The organism is Sphingomonas sp. S2M10, from assembly GCF_012650175.1.
Classification (GTDB): domain Bacteria; phylum Pseudomonadota; class Alphaproteobacteria; order Sphingomonadales; family Sphingomonadaceae; genus Sphingomonas.
Genome location: NZ_JAAILI010000077.1, coordinates 100260 through 117793, shown reverse-complemented (window position 1 = coordinate 117793; position 17534 = coordinate 100260). Strand labels below are relative to the sequence as shown.

Here is a 17534-nt window from a genome sequence, read left to right as displayed (position 1 = left end):
CTAGAATGCCGCCGGGGCGGTTGCAAGAGGGAGCCGCAAGGGCCCCGTCCCGCTATCGGGAAAAGTCGGCGGAAGCATATTCCAGCGTGTTGAGAAACGCAAAATATTGCGCGAGCAGTTCCGCATTGGCGCGGGTCTGTTGCGTTTCATCGGTAACCGCGGCGCGGATCAGGTCCTGCGTCGCCTTGGGGGTCAGCGGCGCGCGACGCACCGCCTCTGGCAAGGCCGCGAACTGCTGGTCCAGCGCGGCGGGATCGAAGCCCTTGGCCTGCACGACCCGCTTCGCGACCGGCAGCCCCACCTCGGCCAGCGCATAGACGCCGGACGCCGTGGCCGCGGCGCCGCTCCACCCGCGCTCGTTCGCGCAGGCGGTGGTGGCGTCGTTCAGCCCGCGGGTAACCGCCGGGTCATAGCGCGGGCGCTGGCCGGGCGTACCGAGGTTGCGTTCGACATCGGCGGCGAGCTGCGCCTTTACGGCTGCGTCGAGCTTCTGCCCGACACAGCCGATCGAGGCGGGGTCCGCGGGCGCCGCAAAAGCGGGGGTTGCGGCGGCAAGCGCAATTGCTGCGGCAAGAATAAAACGCATCGTCTTCCTACTCCACGCCCCCCGGCTGCTCGGCTCAGAGCATCGCCATCCCGCCGTTCACGTGCAAGGTCTGGCCGGTGACATAGGCCGCCTCCTTGCTGGCGAGATAGACGACCGCCGCGCCGATATCTTCGCCCTCGCCCAGCTTTCCGGCAGGAATACGGCCAAGCAGCGCCTCTTTCTGCGCATCCGGCAGAACGTCCGTCATTGCCGACCGGATGAAGCCCGGCGCGACGCAGTTGACGGTGATGTTGCGGCTGGCCAGTTCCTGCGCCAGCGCCTTCGACATGCCGACCAGGCCGGCCTTGGAGGCGGCATAATTTGCCTGCCCCGGATTGCCGGTCGCGCCGACAACCGAGGTGATCGAGATCATGCGACCGAAGCGTGCCTTCATCATCGGCTTGGCGGCGGCGCGCATCAGGCGGAACGCGGCTTCCAGATTGACCTGGATCACCTGCTCCCATTCCTCGTCCTTCATCCGCATCGCCAAATTGTCACGGGTAACGCCGGCATTGTTGACGAGGATGTCGAGCTTGCCGCCCAGCGCTTCCACCGCCTGCGGCACCAGCGCATCGACCGCGGCGCGATCGGAGAGGTTGCAGGCAAGCGCGACATGCTCACCGCCAAGGCCGGCGCGGAATGCCTCCAGCTTCTCGGCATTGGAGCCGGACACGGCGAGCTTGGCGCCCTGCGCCGCCAGCGCCTTGGCGATCGCAGAACCGATGCCCCCCGATGCGCCCGTGACCAGCGCGGTCATTCCCGTAAGATCGAACATGTCCCGTATCTCCTCAGAGCGCCTTCACGAGCGCTTCAATATCATCCATCGTCACGACGCTGGCCACCTTAGCATCAGGCGTGATCCGCTTGACCATGCCACCGAGCACCTTGCCGCCCAGCTCCACGAAATCATGCACGCCCGCATCGAACATCGCCGACACCGATTCGCGCCAGCGGACCATGCCGGTGACCTGCTCGACGAGGAGCGTCCGGATCGTCGCCGCGTCGACGACCGGCGCCGCGGTGACATTGGCATAGACCGGCACCAGCGGCGCCTGGATCGCGACGTCCGCCAGCGCCTTGTCCATCGCGTCCGCCGCCGGCTGCATCAGCGGGCAATGAAACGGCGCCGACACCGGCAGCAGCAATGCGCGCTTGGCGCCATGATCCTTGGCGATCGCGACCGCACGCTCGATCGCGGCGCGGGCGCCCGATATCACCACCTGCGTCGGATCATTGTCATTGGCGACGGTGCACACCTCGCCTTCGGCCGCCGCGTCGGCAATTGCCTGCGCCTTGACGAGATCGGCGCCAAGCAGCACCGCCATCGCTCCCTCACCCACCGGCACTGCCGACTGCATCGCATCGCCGCGCTTGCGGAGCAGCTTGGCCGTGGTGGACAGATCCAGCGCGCCCGCAGCACACAGCGCGGTATATTCGCCCAGTGAGTGCCCGGCGACGAAATCCGCCTTGTCGGATAGGCGGATGCCGCCTTCCTTCTCCAGCACGCGCAGTACCGCGATCGCATTTGCCATGATCGCCGGCTGGGCATTGGCGGTGAGCGTCAGGTCACTTTCGGGGCCTTCGATCATCAGCTTGAACAGATGCTGACCCAGCGCCTCGTCGACTTCCTGGAACACTTCGCGCGCCGCGGGGCTGGCCTCGGCCAGCGCCCTGCCCATGCCGACGGCCTGGCTGCCCTGGCCTGGAAAGATGAATGCGCGCATGCTGGCTCCTCTTTTGCGAACGCTTCTATATTGGCGGCGCGCGTTAGAGCCGAACGCCCGGGCGATGCAAGCCCGGCGCGCCGAATGGGCTTGCCTTCGCCGCCCGATTGCGTGTAAAGGCACCCGATCGGAGCGGAGCAGCAATGCGTCCGCTCCGTTTGCTTTATCGAGACGACAGCCGGAGGGGCGTTCGCATGGGGCGGCGTCAGCGATCGGCCAACAGGAAGAGAACCAATGGCTCTGTACGAGCATGTGTTCCTTGCGCGCCAGGATCTGGCACAGGCGCAAGTGGACGCGCTGGCGGAAACCGCCACCAAGATCGTCGAAGACAATAACGGCAAGGTCGTCAAGACCGAGACCTGGGGTCTTCGCAGCCTCGCCTATCGTATCGCCAAGAACCGCAAGGCGCACTACGTGATGCTCGAGATCGACGCGCCGGCCGGCGTGGTCGCCGAGCTGGAGCGCCAGACGCAGATCAACGAAGACGTGATCCGCTACATGACCGTCAAGGTGGACGGCCATGAGCAGGGCCCGTCGGTGATGATGCGCAAGGGCGACCGCGAGCGTCGCGGCCGTCGTGACCGCGATGGCAACTTCGAAGGCGAATAAGGAGCGTATAGACCATGGCACGACCCTTTTTCCGCCGCCGCAAGAGCTGCCCCTTCTCCGCGAAGGATGCGCCCCGGATCGACTATAAGGACGTCCGCCTGCTGCAGGGCTTCGTCTCCGAGCGCGGCAAGATCGTCCCCTCGCGCATCACTTCGGTGAGCGCGAAGAAGCAGCGCGAGCTGGCCCAGGCCATCAAGCGCGCCCGTCACCTGGGCCTGCTGCCCTACATCGTTAAGTAAGGAGCGGATCCATGGAAGTCATTCTGCTGGAGCGCGTTGAGAAGCTCGGCCACATCGGCGACGTGGTGAAGGTGAAGGACGGCTTTGCCCGTAACTTCCTTCTGCCGCGCAAGAAGGCGCTGCGCGCCAACGAAGCCAACCGCAAGGTCTTCGAGGCTAATCGCGAGCGCATCGAATCTGAGAACGCGACCCGTCGCGTCGAGGCCGAGAAGGAATCGAAGACGCTCGAGGGCGTTTCGGTCACCCTGATCCGCCAGGCGTCGAACACCGGCCAGCTGTACGGCTCGGTCGCGGTGCGCGACCTGGTCGACGTGCTGACCGCCGACGGCCACAAGGTCAACAAGGCGCAGATCGTGCTCGATCGTCCGATCAAGGCGATCGGCGTGTACGAAGTCCGCGTCGCGCTGCACCCGGAAGTCGCGGTGACCATCAAGGTCAACGTCGCACGTTCGCCGGAAGAAGCCGAGATGCAGGCGCAGGGCGTCGACGTTACGGCGGCGATGTTCGAGCGTGAAGAGACCGGCTTCACCGAGGACTATGATCCCAACGCCGAGCCGGGCGAGATCGCGACCGAAGCTCCCGCCGCGGACGACGCGCAGGGCTGAGTCCAGCGACTCCATCAACAAGGCAAAGGGCCGTACCGAGCGATCGGTGCGGCCCTTTCCTTTTCACGCACCGGAAACGCGCGCACCTGTCCTGAAATCCGCCGAAGATCGTCAGCGATTGCCCGGCTGCCCACTGGTGCGGCAAAATGTTGCGGCGTACCGCGTGGCACCCCGAATCGGTCGGGGCCAGGAGACATGCAGTGGAGCAGTTGGCGAGCGACGGGGATGCCCCCACGCCTGCGCATCAAGAGCGGTTCGCCGCGCTGACCGTCGGCGCGATCGGCGTCGTATTCGGCGATATCGGCACGTCACCGCTCTATTCGCTCAAGGAGAGCTTCATCGGCCACCATCGGCTGACGGTGGATGCCGCGCACATCTTCGGGGTCCTCTCGCTGATCTTCTGGACGATGACGTCGATCGTCACGATCAAATATGTCGCTTTGATCCTGCGCGCGGACAATCGCGGGGAAGGCGGCAGCCTGGCGCTGCTCGCGCTGATCACCCGGGTGATGGGCAATACGCGCTGGCGGGTTGCGATCACCATGACCGGTGTTATCGCCACCGCGCTCTTTTATGGTGATGCAATCATCACGCCTGCTGTCTCGGTGCTGTCGGCAGTCGAAGGCCTTACCACCGTGCAACAGGGTTTCGCGCCGCTGGTGCTGCCGGTCACGGTAGCCATTCTGGTCGCGCTGTTCGCCATCCAGTCGCGGGGCACGGCGGCGGTGGGCAAGCTGTTCGGGCCCGTGATGCTGATCTATTTCGCGGTGATCGCGGTGCTGGGAATCTCCGGCATCGTGCAGGCGCCGGAGATCCTGTGGGCGCTCAACCCGTGGTACGCGCTCAACTTCTTCCTGCTGGACCCCGGCCTCGCCTTCCTGGCGCTCGGCTCGGTCGTACTCGCGGTCACCGGCGCCGAGGCGCTTTATGCGGACATGGGCCATTTCGGTCGCCGCGCGATCATGGTGTCGTGGCTCTACATTGCCTTCCCGTGCCTGATGCTCAATTATCTGGGCCAGTCGGCCTCGATCCTGCGCAATCCGGCGATGATCGAGAATCCCTTCTTCCTGATGGCGCCGGAATGGGCGCGCCTGCCCCTCGTCATCCTCGCCACCATGGCGACGGTGATCGCCAGTCAGGCGGTGATCTCGGGCGCCTTCTCGGTGTCGCAACAGGCGGTCCAGCTCGGCTTCCTGCCGCGGCTGCGCATTCTCCACACCAGCGCCAAGGCGGCGGGGCAGATCTATGTGCCGCTGGTCAACTGGGGGCTGCTGGTGATGGTGGTGCTGCTGGCGCTCGGCTTCCGCAGCTCGAGCAACCTCGCCTCGGCCTATGGGATTGCAGTGACCGGCACGATGTTCATCACCGCCTGCATGCTGGGCGTGCTGACCTTCGCCGTGTGGAAATGGCATCCGCTGCTCGCCGGTGCCGTCACCGGCACCTTCCTGCTGATCGACGGAGCCTATTTCGCCTCGAACATCACCAAGATCCCCGATGGCGGCTGGTTCCCGCTGCTCGTGGCCGCCGTGGCATTCGTGCTGCTGACCACCTGGTCGCGCGGCCGCCGGCTGGTGCTGGACCGCCTGCAGGAGGGCGCAATGCCGATCGCGCTGTTCATCCGCTCCGCCGCGCAGTCGGCAACGCGGGTGAAGGGGACGGCAGTGTTCCTCACCTCCACGCCGGACAGCATTCCCCCTGCCCTGCTGCATAACCTCAAGCACAACAAGGTGCTGCACGAGCGGATCGTGCTGCTCACCGTCGCGATCGAGCAGGTCCCGCACGTTCGCGGCGCCGAATGCCGGACGATGGAGCCGCTCGGCGAAGGCTTCTTCCGCGTCGTGCTGCACTATGGCTTCATGGATGAAGTCGACGTACCCTTGGCGCTGGCGGCGATCCAGGATTGCGGCGCGCCCTTCAAGCCCATGGAAACGAGCTACTTCCTCGCCCGTCAGACGCTGCTGCCCTCGTCGCGCCCCGGCATGGCGATCTGGCGCGAGAAGCTGTTCGCCTGGATGGTGCGCAATGCCGAAAGCGCGATGGAGTTCTTCAAGCTCCCCACCAATCGCGTGGTCGAACTCGGCAGCCAGCTGGAAATCTGAGCAAAAAAATGGGGCGGCTTCCGCTTGGGAAGCCGCCCCAGGTCTTCGGGGTGTGCCCCGTTAGCCGGCGAGGACAGCCGTCTTGCCGCTGGCACCCTGGACATCGACCGGCGAGCCGCCCGCGCGGCGGCGCTGCAGCCAGTCCTTCAGCAGTTCGGCGCAGCTGTGATCGACCGCGTCGAGCCGCGACACGTCGAGCAGCACCGACTTGCCGCCCGGTACCGACTCCAGCCGGTCCGAAAGCTTGGGCAGCGTGATGAAGGTTGCGGAGCCGGCCAGCGCGATGCGATGTTCGCCCGCTTCTTCCTGCTGATCGACCTTCAGACCCAAGCGGCGGAGGTTCGGCACCAGTTCGAGCAGCGAGAGCGCGATGCCGACGAGCACGCCGGTCAGCAGGTCCTCGGTCACGACCAGCAGGCAGGTCACCGCCCAGATCGCCGCCGGCAGCAGGCCGTAATTCGCGAACAGGTGGCGAACATGCTTGAGATTGACCAGCTTCGCACCGGTCACCACCAGCACCGCGCCAAGTGCCGCCATCGGGATCTCGCGCAGCAGCCAGGGCAGCAGCGCCACGAAACCGAGGATCCACGCGCCGTGCAGGATGGCGGAAAGCCGGGTCTGTGCACCGGCCTGCACATTGGCCGAGCTGCGAACGATAACGCCCGTCATCGGCAGCGCACCGGCGACGCCGCACAGCAGGTTACCGATGCCCTGCGCGCGCAGTTCCTTGTTGTAGTTGGTTCGCACACCGTCATGCATGCGATCCACCGCCGCGGCCGACAGGAGCGTCTCGGCGCTGGCGATGAAGGCGAGTGCAACGGCGGCCGTGATGACGCTCGGGTCCATCCACTTGGCGAGGAAGCCGTTCTCCGGCAGCGCGATGGCGGACACGATGTTGGACGGCACCGCAACGCGGGTAACATCGAGGCCCAGGCTAAACGCGACCAACGTCGCCGCGACCACGCCGACCAGCGCGCCGGGCACCAGCTTGACCGCGGCCGGCTTGAACTTGTCCCAGCCCAGCATCGTCGCGATGGTCAGCAGGCCCAGCCCCAGCGCCATTTCGGCTGCGGCCAGGTCGGTCGAGAGGCCCAGAAGACGGCCCGGCATCGCAGCCAGATTGGCGAGGCCGTTCGACAGCGGCTTGGCGTCGAACAGGACGTGATATTGGCCGACCACGATGAGGATACCGATGCCGGCGAGCATGCCGTGCACCACGGCCGGCGAGATCGCGCGGAACCAGCCGCCGACGCGCAGCACGCCCGCGACCACCTGGATGGCGCCGGCAAGGATCAGGATCGGCCCGAGCGCCGAAAGGCCCTGCTCGCGTACCAGCTCGAACACGATCACCGCGAGGCCCGCCGCCGGGCCGCTCACCTGAAGCGGCGAGCCGGCAAGCAGGCCGACGACCAGGCCGCCGATGATGCCGGTGACCAGGCCCTTCTCGGGCGGGACACCCGAGGCGATGGCGATGCCCATGCAAAGCGGCATCGCCACCAGGAACACGACGATCGACGCCGTGAAGTCGCGCACGAAGCTCTTGGGCTTCGGTGCTTCCGCGACCGTGCTCATTCCGCTGCCTCCGCATAGGCGATGTCGCGTGCCAGCCGCTGGCCGGCCGGCAGCGCCACCGGCATCGGCCGATCCTCGCGGATCGGCATGAAGCGGCCGCTCTCGCCATCGAGGCCTAGCACCACGCCGGCGCCGATATCGACGAACCAGCCGTGCAGCGCGATCTCGCCGCGGGCGATGCCGGCGGCGACCGAGGGGTGGGTGCGAAGATGGGCAAGCTGGACGACAACATTCTCGAGCGCGGCCGTGCGGACCGCATCGGCGCCTTCCAGATTGTCATAGCCGCCATCGACGACGCACTTGGCGGCGTGGCTGTGGCGCAGCCAGGCGGTGACGTTCGGCATGCCTTCCAGCATTTCCGGGTTCATCAGCGCCTTCATCGCGCCGCAATCCGAATGGCCGCACACGATGATGTCGCGCACCCCAAGCGCCGCCACGGCATATTCGACCGTCGAAGACACGCCGCCATTCTGGGTGGCGAAGGGCGGCACGATGTTGCCGGCGTTGCGGCATACGAAGAGGTCGCCGGGGTTCGCCTGGATGATCTGTTCGGGCACGACACGCGAATCGGCGCAGGAGATCATCAGCGCCTTCGGGCTTTGCCCATGGGTGGCGAGCTTGGAATAGAGGGCGTGCTGGTTCGGGAAGACCTGCTTCTCGAAATCGACGACGCGTCCGATCACTTCGTTCACGGCTTGCTCCTGTAACAGACCCGCGGCGCGGGCATCTCTTCAGGATTGCAAACTACTGGTCGCCGTTTGCTGCATCGCGGCGCGTTCGTAAGGAAACGTTGCTAAGCGCCTGGCGTCTAGCGGGGCAAGCGGATCTCCGCGCAGAGCCCGCCTCCGTCGCGGTTGGCCAGCAGAAAGCTTCCGCCCTCCGCCTCCGCGGCGCGCGCGACGATGGAGAGACCGAGCCCGAACCCGACCGTGTCGCGCGATCGTGCATCGTCCAGCCGGACGAAAGGCTGCATCACGCGCTGCAGATCTTCTTCCGGGATGCCCGGCCCCTTGTCCTCGACCCGGATCGCGACGATCCCGTCCTCCGGCACGAGCCGGATGCAGCACTGGCCGGCATAGTGCACCGCGTTGTCGACGAGGTTGTTGAGCGCCCGCTTGAGCATCAGCGGCCGCAGCACATGCTCGAAATGGTTCGGCCCATCATATTCGACATCGCGGCCATGGTCGGCATTGTCGTCGGCGATCGTCGCGCACAGCACGGCCAGATCGACGCGCGCGGGCGTCTCCTTGTCCCCCTCTCCGCCCAGAAAGGCGAGCAGCGACGCGATCATCGCCTCCATCTCGGTGATGTCGGTTTCCACTGCAGCATGCACGTCCGGATCGGCGATCGCATCGGCGCGGAGCCGCAGCCGGGCAAGCGGCGTGCGCATATCGTGGCCGACCGCGGCGAGCGCCTGGGTACGATCGGCGATCAGTCGCTGGATACGTTCCTGCATGCGGTTGAAGGCACTGATCACGCGGCGCAGTTCCTTGGGCCCCGCCTCCTCCACCTCGAGGATACCGCCGGTGCCGAAACGGTCGGCAGCGAGCGCCAGCCGGCGCATCGGCAGCAGCATCCGGCGCACCAGGATGCCGCTGATCAGGATCAGCGCCAGTGCAGGGGCCAGTGCAAGCAGGATCCGCGACAGGCCGAGGTCCGCCGCGTGGACGTGCTCGCGTGTGCGGAAATACATCCAGCTGCCGTCCGACATCGGGACCGCGCCGACGATCAGCGCCTTGCTGCCCTGCGAAGTCAGTCTCAGGCGCAATCCCTGGGATGCGAGCGTCGGCTCCCACAACACCACCTGCTCGTAGAGCCGATCGAGATCGGGCTGCTCGCGCAGACCGTTGGGCAGTCGCGGCATCCAGCGTACTTCGTAGCGCGACGTCGTGAATTCACCCGCCAGTTCCTCCCGCCGCTGGGGCGGCTGTTCGGCAAGCAGCTTGCGCGCGATCACCAGATGCTCGGCCAGCCGCCGCGCCTCGTCGTCGCGCACCGCGAACTGGCTCGCCCGCTCGTAGAGCAGGGTGGAAACGGCGAACTCGATAAGGATCGTGAGCAGCAGGATCGCGAAAACCTGCCCGATCAGCCCGGAGGGTCGCTTGAGAAAGGCGCTCAACTTCGTGTCACGGGCACGTTGAGCGTATAGCCGATGCCGCGCACGGTGACGATCGGCGCCTGATGGCCCGCGTCGGAGAGCTTGCGCCGCAACCGGCTCACCAGCACGTCGATGCTGCGATCCGAACTGTCGCCCAGCCGGGTGCGCGACAACTCGATCAGCCGCTCGCGCGAGATCACCCGGCCCGAATGATCGCACAAGGTCACCAGCAGGTCGAACTCGGCGCCGGTCAGGTCCACTACCGCGCCGGTCGGCGACAGCAGCTCGCGGCGCGGCAGGTTGACCGTCCAGCCGTCGAACTGGATCTCGCCCTTGGGCCGCTCGGCGGTATCCCGCTCGCCGGCGCCGCGGCGGAGCACCGCGCGCACCCGCGCAACCAGCTCGCGCGTGCCGAACGGCTTGGCCAGATAATCGTCCGCCCCCAGTTCCAGTCCGACGACGCGATCGGTCTCGCTGCCCTTGGCCGAGATGAAGATGATCGGCACCGAACTTTTCTGCCGGATCGCCCGGCACAGATCGATCCCGCTGGTGCCCGGCAGCATCACGTCGAGCAGCACCAGGTCCACCGGCCCCTGCTCCAGCGCCAGCCACATCTCGGGCGCGGAAGAGGCGGGACGCACCGTGTAGCCATTTTCCTGGAGCGCGCGCGCCGTGAGGGTGCGCAGCTGGGGATCGTCCTCGACCAGAACGATCGTGGGGAGGCTAAGCGTGGGTTCACCTGCGTACATCGTCGCGAAACCTAGGGACGAGGATGCGGAGGGTCAACGGCGGCGCGGCGGGATCGGGCGTGACGGGCGTCACGGGCGGCGCGACTCGGGCACGATACAAGACAGGCCATCGTGGGGGACCTTTCATGCAGATGCCGCGCCTCAATCGTTCCGTTGTGCCCGGACGCTCCCGCGCGAATCGGGGCACGCTGGCAGCCATCCAGCTCGAAGGTCCGATGCAGGATCTGACACCGGCGCAGGATGAGGGGTTCGGACCGCGTCACCTGCTCGCGGCACTGGACGGGCTTTCCGCGGCGGTGATCGAAGCCACCGGAAGCGGGGCCTTCCTCACCGCAGAGCGGATCCAGCTGATCGACGCGGCGCACAAGCTCGCCTGGCTGCTGGTGCGCGTGAACCGCAACGAGGCGGGGATCGCCCATGCATCCGATATCGCCGGCACGACGCGCGCGGTCGTCTCTGCCACCTACGAGCTGCGGGGCGTGCAGGAACTCGGCGAGGGCGGCGCGGCGATCCAGCTGCTGTTTGACCTGATCGTCCGGATCGACCAGCTGCTGCCGCGCAGCGCCCAGCTCTACCAATAAGCCACGGCGCCTCTGGCGCGCCGGCGCCGCCGAGGCTAGAGCGGGCGCGAAGGTTCTCCTTCAAACCCATGCCGGTGCCCGTTCGCGGGCGAAAAAGGGAATGCGGTGCGGACGTTTGCGCGTCCCATGCCGCAGCTGCCCCTGCAACTGTGTGCGGAGAGCGGCCGGACAACCGCCATTGGGAGCGATCCCGAGAAGGCGTCCGAGCCGCAGCGACCCGCGAGCCAGGAGACCTGCCGGCAAGGGGTCGCTCACACCGGGCCCAGGGTGCGGCCATGGTGCGGTATCGTCCGTGCGAGCGACAGGAACGGGGCCGGGCGCGCAATCGTGCGTCCGGGCCGATTGTCATTGCGGGACCGCGGAGCAGCCGGACGTGCACATTCTTGTTTTCTTCGGCCACGGGAGCGCCCGGGCATGATCGACCTTTCGAGCGTAGCGGCCTTCGATCGCGCCCTCGCCGCGCTGCCGGCCCCGGACACGGCCGCCGCGGACGCCGCCAGGGACCGCCAGCAGCAACTGACCAAGCCGCCCGGATCGCTGGGTCGCCTGGAGGATCTCGCGATCTTTCTGGCAAGCTGGCAGGGCCGCGTGCGCCCCTCGATGGCGAGCGCGAAAGCGGTGATCTTCGCCGGCAATCACGGCGTCGCGGCACAGGGTGTCAGCGCCTTCCCGCCCGAGGTCACGGTACAGATGGTCGCCAATTTCGCGGCCGGGGGAGCCGCCATCAACGCCCTTACCGGTGCGATCGGGATGCCGCTCGACGTCGTGGCGCTCGATCTCGACCGGCCGACCGAGGATTTCACCGTAGCTCCCGCGCTGGCGGAGGAAGCCTGCCTCGCCGCGCTGATGCGCGGGGCGGCGGTGGTGACGCCGGACACAGACCTGTTGTTGCTGGGCGAGATGGGCATCGCCAATTCGACCGCGGCGGCGGCGCTGTGCCTGCGCAGCTTCGGCGGAACCGCTGTCGACTGGAGCGGCCCCGGCACCGGGCTCGACAGCGCCGGTGTCAGCCACAAGGCTGCGGTGATCGAGCGGGCGATCGCGCGGCATGAGTCGGCACCGACGACGCCGTTCGAGACGCTGCGGCGCGTCGGCGGACGCGAGCTGGCGGCAATCTCCGGCGCGGTGCTCGCCGCGCGCCACGCGGGCGTGCCGGTACTGCTCGACGGCTTTATCTGCTGCGCGGCGATCGCGCCGCTGGCGGCGGCGGCGCCGGGGATCGTCGATCACTGCATCGCCGGCCATTGCTCGCTGGAGCCCGGCCATCCTCGCCTGCTCGAAAGGCTGAAACTGGAGCCGCTGCTGCACCTGGGCATGCGGCTCGGCGAGGGCAGCGGGGCCGCCGTTGCGGCGGCGGTGCTCCGCTCGGCGCTGGCCGCGCACAACGGCATGGCGACCTTCGCCGAAGCAGGCGTCGCCGGCGGCGCATGAGCGGGATCCTGGTGCATCTGCTCCGCCACGGCGCCACCGAGGCCGAGGGGCGGCTGATCGGCCGCACCGATGCGCAGCCGCTGGCCGCAGGCGTGGCGGCGTGCATCGCGCGCGGCGCCGGGCTGGCCGTGGATGCGGTGCAAAGCTCGGATCTCGCCCGCGCCCGCGTTCCCGCGCAGCAGATCGCAGGGGAGCTGGCACTCGCGGCGCTCCAGGATGCGCGCTGGCGCGAACTGGATTTCGGTGATTGGGACGGCATGGCGCTGGACGCGATCGACGCGACCGCGCTCGCCGCTTTTCAGGCGGACCCCGCCCGCCACCTGCCCCCCGGCGGCGAAGCCTGGCCGGCGCTGGTCGATCGGGTGACGGCCGCGCTGGCCACGATCGATCGCCCGACGCTGGTGCTCACCCATGCCGGGGCGATGCGCGCGGCGCTCGCCAGCCTGTGCGCGATCGACTTCCCCCAGCTGTGGAACATCGCCCTGCCGCATGCCGCGCTGCTCAGCCTGCGGATCTGGCCCGGCACACCCCGCATCGGCCAGATCATCGGACTTTTAACATGAAAGAATTGCTCCTCGCCCTCCAGTTCCTGACGCGTCTGCCGCTGCCGCCGGTGGTGGCGGACGACGCCACCTTCGCGCGTTCGATGCGCTGGTTTCCTGCGGCGGGCCTGGCCGTGGGGCTGCTGGTGGTGCTGGGCCTGTGGCTGGGCAGCCTGCTCGATCCCTGGACGGGCGCGCTGTTCGGACTGGTCGCCTGGGTCGCCGTCACCGGCGCGCTGCACCTGGACGGTCTGGCCGACCTCGCCGATGCCGGCGGGGCGTTGCACAAGGGGCGCGAGCGGCTTCAGGCGGTGCTCGCCGATCCGCATGTCGGCAGCTTCGGCGTCGTCGCGATCGGCCTGCAGCTGCTCGCCAAGCTGGTGCTGCTTCACGCCGTGCTTGCCGTCCCGGCCTGGTGGGTCGTGCTGTTCGTGCCCGCCGCCGCGCGCTTCGGGCCGCTGGTCTGGACCCGCTGGCTGCCGCCGCTGCACGCGGGGCTGGCAAGCCGCTTCCGCAACGCCGTCCGCCCGGCGGACCTGATCGTCTGGCTGGTGATGCTCGCCTTCGCGGGTCTGCTCGCGGCGCCTGCGCTGCTCGTGGCGCTGCCGCTGATCGCGGGCTGGGGATGGCGCGTCCGGCGCCTGCTCGGCGGCATCTGCGGGGACGCGCACGGCGCCGGGATCGAGCTGGTCGAAACGGGGTTGCTGCTCGCGCTCGCGGTCGCGGCGCACCTGGGATGAGCGACCCGCTGCGCTACCATGGCGGCAATCTCGCCGCCGCCCGCGCCCGCTTCGGCGATGGCCCGTGGCTGGATCTTTCGACCGGCATCAACCCCCTTCCCTGGCCGGTGCCGGCGGAGCTGGTCGCCGATCTCGGACCGCTGCCCGATCCGGCCGCGCTGGCACGGCTCGAAGCGGCGGCGGCATCGCATTTCGGAGTCTCGCCCGCGCTGGTCTGCGCGGTGCCGGGCAGCGAGATCGGACTGAGATTGCTCGGTCCGCTGCTGGGGGGACGCGCCTGCCACCGCGTGCCCGGCTATCGCACCCACGGCGCCGCTTTCGCCGACAGCCTGCCCTTGTCCCCCGCGGCGCCGGTACCGGGCGATGCCGCCCTGCTGCTGGCCAATCCCGGCAATCCCTGCGGCACGCTGCTCGATCGAACGGAAATCGAGGCGCTGCTGGCGGAGCGCACCGCCGCAGGCGGTTGGCTGATCGTCGACGAAGCCTTTATGGATACCGATCCCGAAGCAAGCATCGCCCCATTGGTGGGAGAGGGACGCAAGCTGATCGTCTTCCGCTCCTTCGGCAAGTTCTTTGGGCTCGCCGGGCTTCGGCTGGGCTTCGTCCTGGCGCCGCCGCAGATCGTGGCCCGCTACCGCGCCCTGCTCGGGGACTGGCCGATCGATGCGACGGCGCTGGCGATCGGCACCCTCGCCTATCGGGACGGCACTTGGATCGCGACGACACGCGCCACCCTTGCGCGTCGCGCCACCGCCCTCGACACCCTGCTGCGCGCCCATGGTCTTGTGCCCGTCGGCGCGTCGCCGCTGTTCCGGCTGGTCGCACACCCCGATGCCGCTGCCCTCTTTGAGCGCCTGGGACGCGCTCATATTCTCGTCCGGCCGTTCGAAAATGCCCCGCACTGGCTGCGCTTCGGCGTACCGGCCGACCCGCAGGCGCTGGACCGCCTCGATCGCGTGCTTCGCCATGGCTGAGCCGGTGGCGCTCGCCGCGCTGGTGGTCGAGGCGGCCGTGGGCTGGCCGGGCTGGCTCTACGCCCGTGTCGGTCACCCGGTCGGCGGCTTTGCGCGGCTGATCGCCGCCTGCGAGCGGCGCTGGAACCGACCGGAGATGCCCGCGCGGCGCCGCCGCATCCTGGGGGTGGTAACCGTCGGCCTGCTGCTGGCCACCGCGGTCACCGCAGGCTTGGCGATCGAAGCGGCTGCGGCACGCGCTTCCCTCGGATGGTTGCTTGTCGTGCTGGCCGCCGCCCCGGGGCTGGCCCAGCGCAGCCTGTACCTGCATGTTCGCCCCGTGGCATCGGCATTGGCCTGCGGCGACCTTGCCGCCGCACGGAGGGCGGTCGGCTATATTGTCGGGCGGGACACGGCGCGGCTGGACGCGCCCGGCGTGGCGCGCGCCGCCATCGAGAGCCTCGCCGAAAGCTTCTGCGACGGGATCGTCGCGCCGCTCTTCTGGCTGCTGGTCGGCGGCCTTCCGGGGCTGTGGGCGTACAAGGCGATCAACACCGCCGACAGCCTGATCGGACACCGCGAGCCGCGCTGGCGTGCGTTCGGATGGGCGGCGGCACGCACCGATGATCTCCTCAACCTGCTGCCGGCCCGCGTCTCGGGCCTGCTGCTGTGCCTCGCAGCCGGGCGCGGCTGGCGGACGCTATGGCACGATGCCGGAAACCACGCCTCCCCGAACGCCGGCTGGCCCGAGGCGGCGATGGCCGGCGCGCTGGGGCTGCGGCTGGCCGGGCCGATCGCCTATGACGGCGCGGTGCACGCCAAGCCCTGGATCGGCGATGGCCGCCCCGATGCCGATGCGTGCGACATCCGCCGGGCGCTCGGCCTCTATGTCCGCGCCTGCGGGTTGCTATGGCTGATCGCGGGAGGAGTCGCATGGCTGCGGTGATGCTGCAAGGAACCGGATCGGATGTGGGCAAGTCGGTGCTGGTCGCCGGGCTCTGCCGCGCGCTGGCGAACCGCGGCATTCGCATCCGCCCCTTCAAGCCGCAGAACATGTCCAACAATGCCGCGGTGACGGAGGACGGCGGCGAGATCGGCCGCGCCCAGGCGCTCCAGGCGCTTGCCTGCCGGGTGGCCGCGCATACCGACATGAATCCGGTGCTGCTGAAGCCGCAGGCGGACCGCACCTCGCAACTGGTGGTCCATGGCAAGGTGCGGGGCACGCTCAACGCCGGCAATTTCCGCGAGGCCCGCAAGGCGCTGCTCGGCGACGTGATGGCCAGCTACCGCCGCCTCCGCGCGACATGCGACCTCGTGCTGGTGGAAGGCGCGGGCTCGCCCGCCGAAATCAACCTGCGCGCCGGCGACATCGCCAATATGGGTTTTGCCCGCGCGGCGAACGTGCCCGTGATTCTGGTCGGCGACATCGATCGCGGCGGCGTTATCGCGGCGATCGTCGGCACCCGCGCGGTGCTCGAGGCCGAGGATGCGGCGATGATCCGCGGCTTCCTGATCAACAAGTTCCGCGGCGATCCCGCGCTGTTCGCCGATGGCTATGCCCAGATCGCGGAACGGTCCGGCTGGCGCGGCTTTGGCCTGATCCCGTGGCTGCGCGACGCCGCGCGACTGCCGAGCGAGGATGCCGTGGTGCTCGAGCGAAACCCGCGGAAGCCCGGCGGCGATACGCTGATCGCCTGCCCGATGCTGCCGCGCATCGCCAATTTCGACGATCTCGATCCGCTGAAGCTCGAACCCGGTGTGACCGTGGCGATGATCCCGCCGGGACGGCCGCTGCCCGGCGACGCGGCGCTGGTGGTGCTGCCCGGCTCCAAGGCGACGATCGCCGATCTCGCCGCTGTTCGCGAGCAGGGCTGGGATATCGACCTGCGCGCCCATCACCGACGCGGCGGTGCGATCCTGGGGATTTGCGGCGGCTATCAGATGCTCGGCCGCACCATCGCCGATCCGCACGGAATCGAAGGCCCCGCCGGCAGCGCGCCCGGCCTCGGCCTGCTGGACGTGGAAACCGAACTCACGCGCGACAAGGCACTGCGGCCCGCGCGCGGCACGGCGCTGGGGGCGGAGATTCGCGGCTATGAAATGCATATGGGCGTGACGACCGGCCCGGACACCGCCGCCTCGTTCGCCCTGCTGGATAGCGGCCCGGACGGCGCGGTGGCAGTCGGCGGACGGGTGCTCGGCACCTATCTGCACGGCCTGTTCGCCAGCACCGGGCTGCGGCGCGCACTGCTGGCGCGGATCGGCGTGGCTGGGTCTGACATCGACTATGCCGCCTCGGTCGACGCTGCGCTGGACGCGATCGCAGCCGAGCTCGAGACCCATGTCGACATCCCCGCGCTGATCGCGCTTGCCGGGGAGGCCCCGCAATGACCAGCCTGCTCGTCCTTGGTGGCGCCCGTTCCGGCAAGAGCCGCTATGCGCAGACGCGCGCCGAAGCCCATGGCGGAGCCTTGCTCTACATCGCCACGGCGCAGGCCTTGGACGCCGAGATGGAGGATCGCATCGCGCGCCATGTCGCGGATCGCGGCCCGCGCTGGTCGACACGGGACGTGCCGCTGGACCTCCCCGCCGCGATACTCGCCGATGCCGCGCCGGAACGCGTGCTGCTGGTCGACTGCCTGACTCTGTGGACGTCGAACCTGATGTTCGCCGAGCGCGACCTCGATGCCGAAACCGAGGCGCTGGCAAGGGCGGTGGCGGGGGCGACCGGTCCGGTGATCCTCGTCGCCAACGAGGTCGGCCTCGGCATCGTGCCGGACAATGCGCTCGCCCGACGTTTCCGCGACGCGGCAGGCCGGTTGAACCAGGCGATCGCCGCCGTGGCGGATGAGGTGCAATTCATCGCCGCAGGGCTGCCGCTGCAGCTCAAGTAGAGGACGTCAACGCGGCAGGACGGCCGACGCCGGGCCTGCCCTGGCGCGACACGATGCAAGCACCGCATCCAGGCGGCTGGCAGCATATCGCTTGAAAAAACCGGCTGGCCGC

19 protein-coding genes and 1 riboswitch are annotated in these 17534 nt (G+C 68.6%); of the genes, 12 read left to right on the top strand and 7 right to left on the bottom strand.

Annotated features, from left to right (window positions below):
* Nucleotides 1–52 precede the first annotated feature (52 nt).
* From S2M10_RS18195 to fabD, 3 genes are read right to left on the bottom strand one after another with little or no spacing between them, the layout of a single operon-like run.
* Nucleotides 53–586 carry a hypothetical protein gene (locus tag S2M10_RS18195; protein ID WP_168847289.1) on the bottom strand — a complete coding sequence of 178 codons (534 nt, stop codon included), beginning with the start codon at nucleotides 584–586 and terminating at the stop codon, nucleotides 53–55.
* 34 nt (nucleotides 587–620) lie between these two features.
* Nucleotides 621–1361, bottom strand: a complete 741-nt coding sequence (fabG, locus tag S2M10_RS18190; protein WP_168847288.1) for a 3-oxoacyl-[acyl-carrier-protein] reductase — start codon at nucleotides 1359–1361, stop codon at nucleotides 621–623.
* A 13-nt stretch (nucleotides 1362–1374) separates the two neighbouring features.
* Entirely contained in the window at nucleotides 1375–2310 is a 936-nt protein-coding gene (fabD, locus tag S2M10_RS18185; RefSeq protein ID WP_168847287.1) for an ACP S-malonyltransferase, read from the bottom strand.
* 234 nt (nucleotides 2311–2544) lie between these two features.
* Here fabD and rpsF point away from each other — a divergent pair, with 234 nt between their 5' ends.
* The 4 genes from rpsF (at nucleotide 2545) to S2M10_RS18165 (ending at nucleotide 5862) form a co-directional block, all read left to right on the top strand.
* Entirely contained in the window at nucleotides 2545–2919 is a 375-nt protein-coding gene (rpsF, locus tag S2M10_RS18180; RefSeq protein ID WP_125977145.1) for a 30S ribosomal protein S6, read from the top strand.
* 14 nt (nucleotides 2920–2933) lie between these two features.
* On the top strand, nucleotides 2934–3158 hold the full coding sequence (gene rpsR / locus S2M10_RS18175) for a 30S ribosomal protein S18 (protein ID WP_010543816.1): 225 nt from the start codon (nucleotides 2934–2936) through the stop codon (nucleotides 3156–3158).
* An 11-nt stretch (nucleotides 3159–3169) separates the two neighbouring features.
* Complete coding sequence (gene rplI, locus S2M10_RS18170) at nucleotides 3170–3763, top strand: 50S ribosomal protein L9 (RefSeq protein WP_168847286.1); 594 nt, start codon at nucleotides 3170–3172, stop codon at nucleotides 3761–3763.
* 209 nt (nucleotides 3764–3972) lie between these two features.
* Nucleotides 3973–5862 (top strand): potassium transporter Kup, encoded by a 1890-nt coding sequence (locus tag S2M10_RS18165; protein WP_168847336.1) that lies wholly within the window; start codon nucleotides 3973–3975, stop codon nucleotides 5860–5862.
* Between the two features lie 60 nt (nucleotides 5863–5922).
* Here S2M10_RS18165 and S2M10_RS18160 read toward each other — a convergent pair whose 3' ends face one another.
* From S2M10_RS18160 to S2M10_RS18145, 4 genes are all read right to left on the bottom strand, one after another.
* Complete coding sequence (locus S2M10_RS18160; RefSeq protein WP_168847285.1) at nucleotides 5923–7434, bottom strand: SulP family inorganic anion transporter; 1512 nt, start codon at nucleotides 7432–7434, stop codon at nucleotides 5923–5925.
* The gene (locus S2M10_RS18155) at nucleotides 7431–8126 is read right to left on the bottom strand and encodes a carbonic anhydrase (RefSeq protein WP_168847284.1); all 696 of its coding nucleotides are present in this window, start codon (nucleotides 8124–8126) and stop codon (nucleotides 7431–7433) included. Before S2M10_RS18155 ends, S2M10_RS18160 begins: the two co-directional genes overlap by 4 nt.
* A gap of 116 nt (nucleotides 8127–8242) precedes the next feature.
* Entirely contained in the window at nucleotides 8243–9553 is a 1311-nt protein-coding gene (locus S2M10_RS18150; RefSeq protein WP_168847283.1) for an ATP-binding protein, read from the bottom strand.
* A complete protein-coding gene (locus S2M10_RS18145) occupies nucleotides 9550–10281 on the bottom strand; it encodes a response regulator transcription factor (RefSeq protein WP_168847282.1) in 732 nt (243 codons plus the stop codon). Before S2M10_RS18145 ends, S2M10_RS18150 begins: the two co-directional genes overlap by 4 nt.
* A 215-nt stretch (nucleotides 10282–10496) precedes the next feature.
* Here S2M10_RS18145 and S2M10_RS18140 point away from each other — a divergent pair, with 215 nt between their 5' ends.
* The 8 genes from S2M10_RS18140 (at nucleotide 10497) to cobU (ending at nucleotide 17422) form a co-directional block, all read left to right on the top strand.
* Entirely contained in the window at nucleotides 10497–10862 is a 366-nt protein-coding gene (locus S2M10_RS18140; protein WP_168847281.1) for a hypothetical protein, read from the top strand.
* 55 nt (nucleotides 10863–10917) lie between these two features.
* A riboswitch (cobalamin riboswitch) is annotated at nucleotides 10918–11118 on the top strand.
* A 158-nt stretch (nucleotides 11119–11276) separates the two neighbouring features.
* The gene (gene cobT / locus S2M10_RS18135; RefSeq protein WP_211091124.1) at nucleotides 11277–12293 is read left to right on the top strand and encodes a nicotinate-nucleotide--dimethylbenzimidazole phosphoribosyltransferase; all 1017 of its coding nucleotides are present in this window, start codon (nucleotides 11277–11279) and stop codon (nucleotides 12291–12293) included.
* The gene (locus tag S2M10_RS18130) at nucleotides 12290–12856 is read left to right on the top strand and encodes a histidine phosphatase family protein (protein ID WP_168847280.1); all 567 of its coding nucleotides are present in this window, start codon (nucleotides 12290–12292) and stop codon (nucleotides 12854–12856) included. The genes cobT and S2M10_RS18130 overlap by 4 nt, the downstream gene beginning before the upstream one ends.
* A complete protein-coding gene (locus S2M10_RS18125; protein WP_168847279.1) occupies nucleotides 12853–13575 on the top strand; it encodes an adenosylcobinamide-GDP ribazoletransferase in 723 nt (240 codons plus the stop codon). Before S2M10_RS18130 ends, S2M10_RS18125 begins: the two co-directional genes overlap by 4 nt.
* Nucleotides 13572–14549 carry an aminotransferase class I/II-fold pyridoxal phosphate-dependent enzyme gene (locus S2M10_RS18120; RefSeq protein WP_168847278.1) on the top strand — a complete coding sequence of 326 codons (978 nt, stop codon included), beginning with the start codon at nucleotides 13572–13574 and terminating at the stop codon, nucleotides 14547–14549. Before S2M10_RS18125 ends, S2M10_RS18120 begins: the two co-directional genes overlap by 4 nt.
* Nucleotides 14542–15474, top strand: coding sequence for an adenosylcobinamide-phosphate synthase CbiB (cbiB, locus tag S2M10_RS18115; protein WP_168847277.1), 933 nt, complete (start codon nucleotides 14542–14544; stop codon nucleotides 15472–15474). Before S2M10_RS18120 ends, cbiB begins: the two co-directional genes overlap by 8 nt.
* A complete protein-coding gene (locus tag S2M10_RS18110) occupies nucleotides 15462–16919 on the top strand; it encodes a cobyric acid synthase (protein ID WP_168847276.1) in 1458 nt (485 codons plus the stop codon). Before cbiB ends, S2M10_RS18110 begins: the two co-directional genes overlap by 13 nt.
* Nucleotides 16916–17422 carry a bifunctional adenosylcobinamide kinase/adenosylcobinamide-phosphate guanylyltransferase gene (gene cobU, locus S2M10_RS18105; RefSeq protein WP_168847275.1) on the top strand — a complete coding sequence of 169 codons (507 nt, stop codon included), beginning with the start codon at nucleotides 16916–16918 and terminating at the stop codon, nucleotides 17420–17422. Before S2M10_RS18110 ends, cobU begins: the two co-directional genes overlap by 4 nt.
* The last annotated feature ends 112 nt before the right edge of the window (nucleotides 17423–17534 follow it).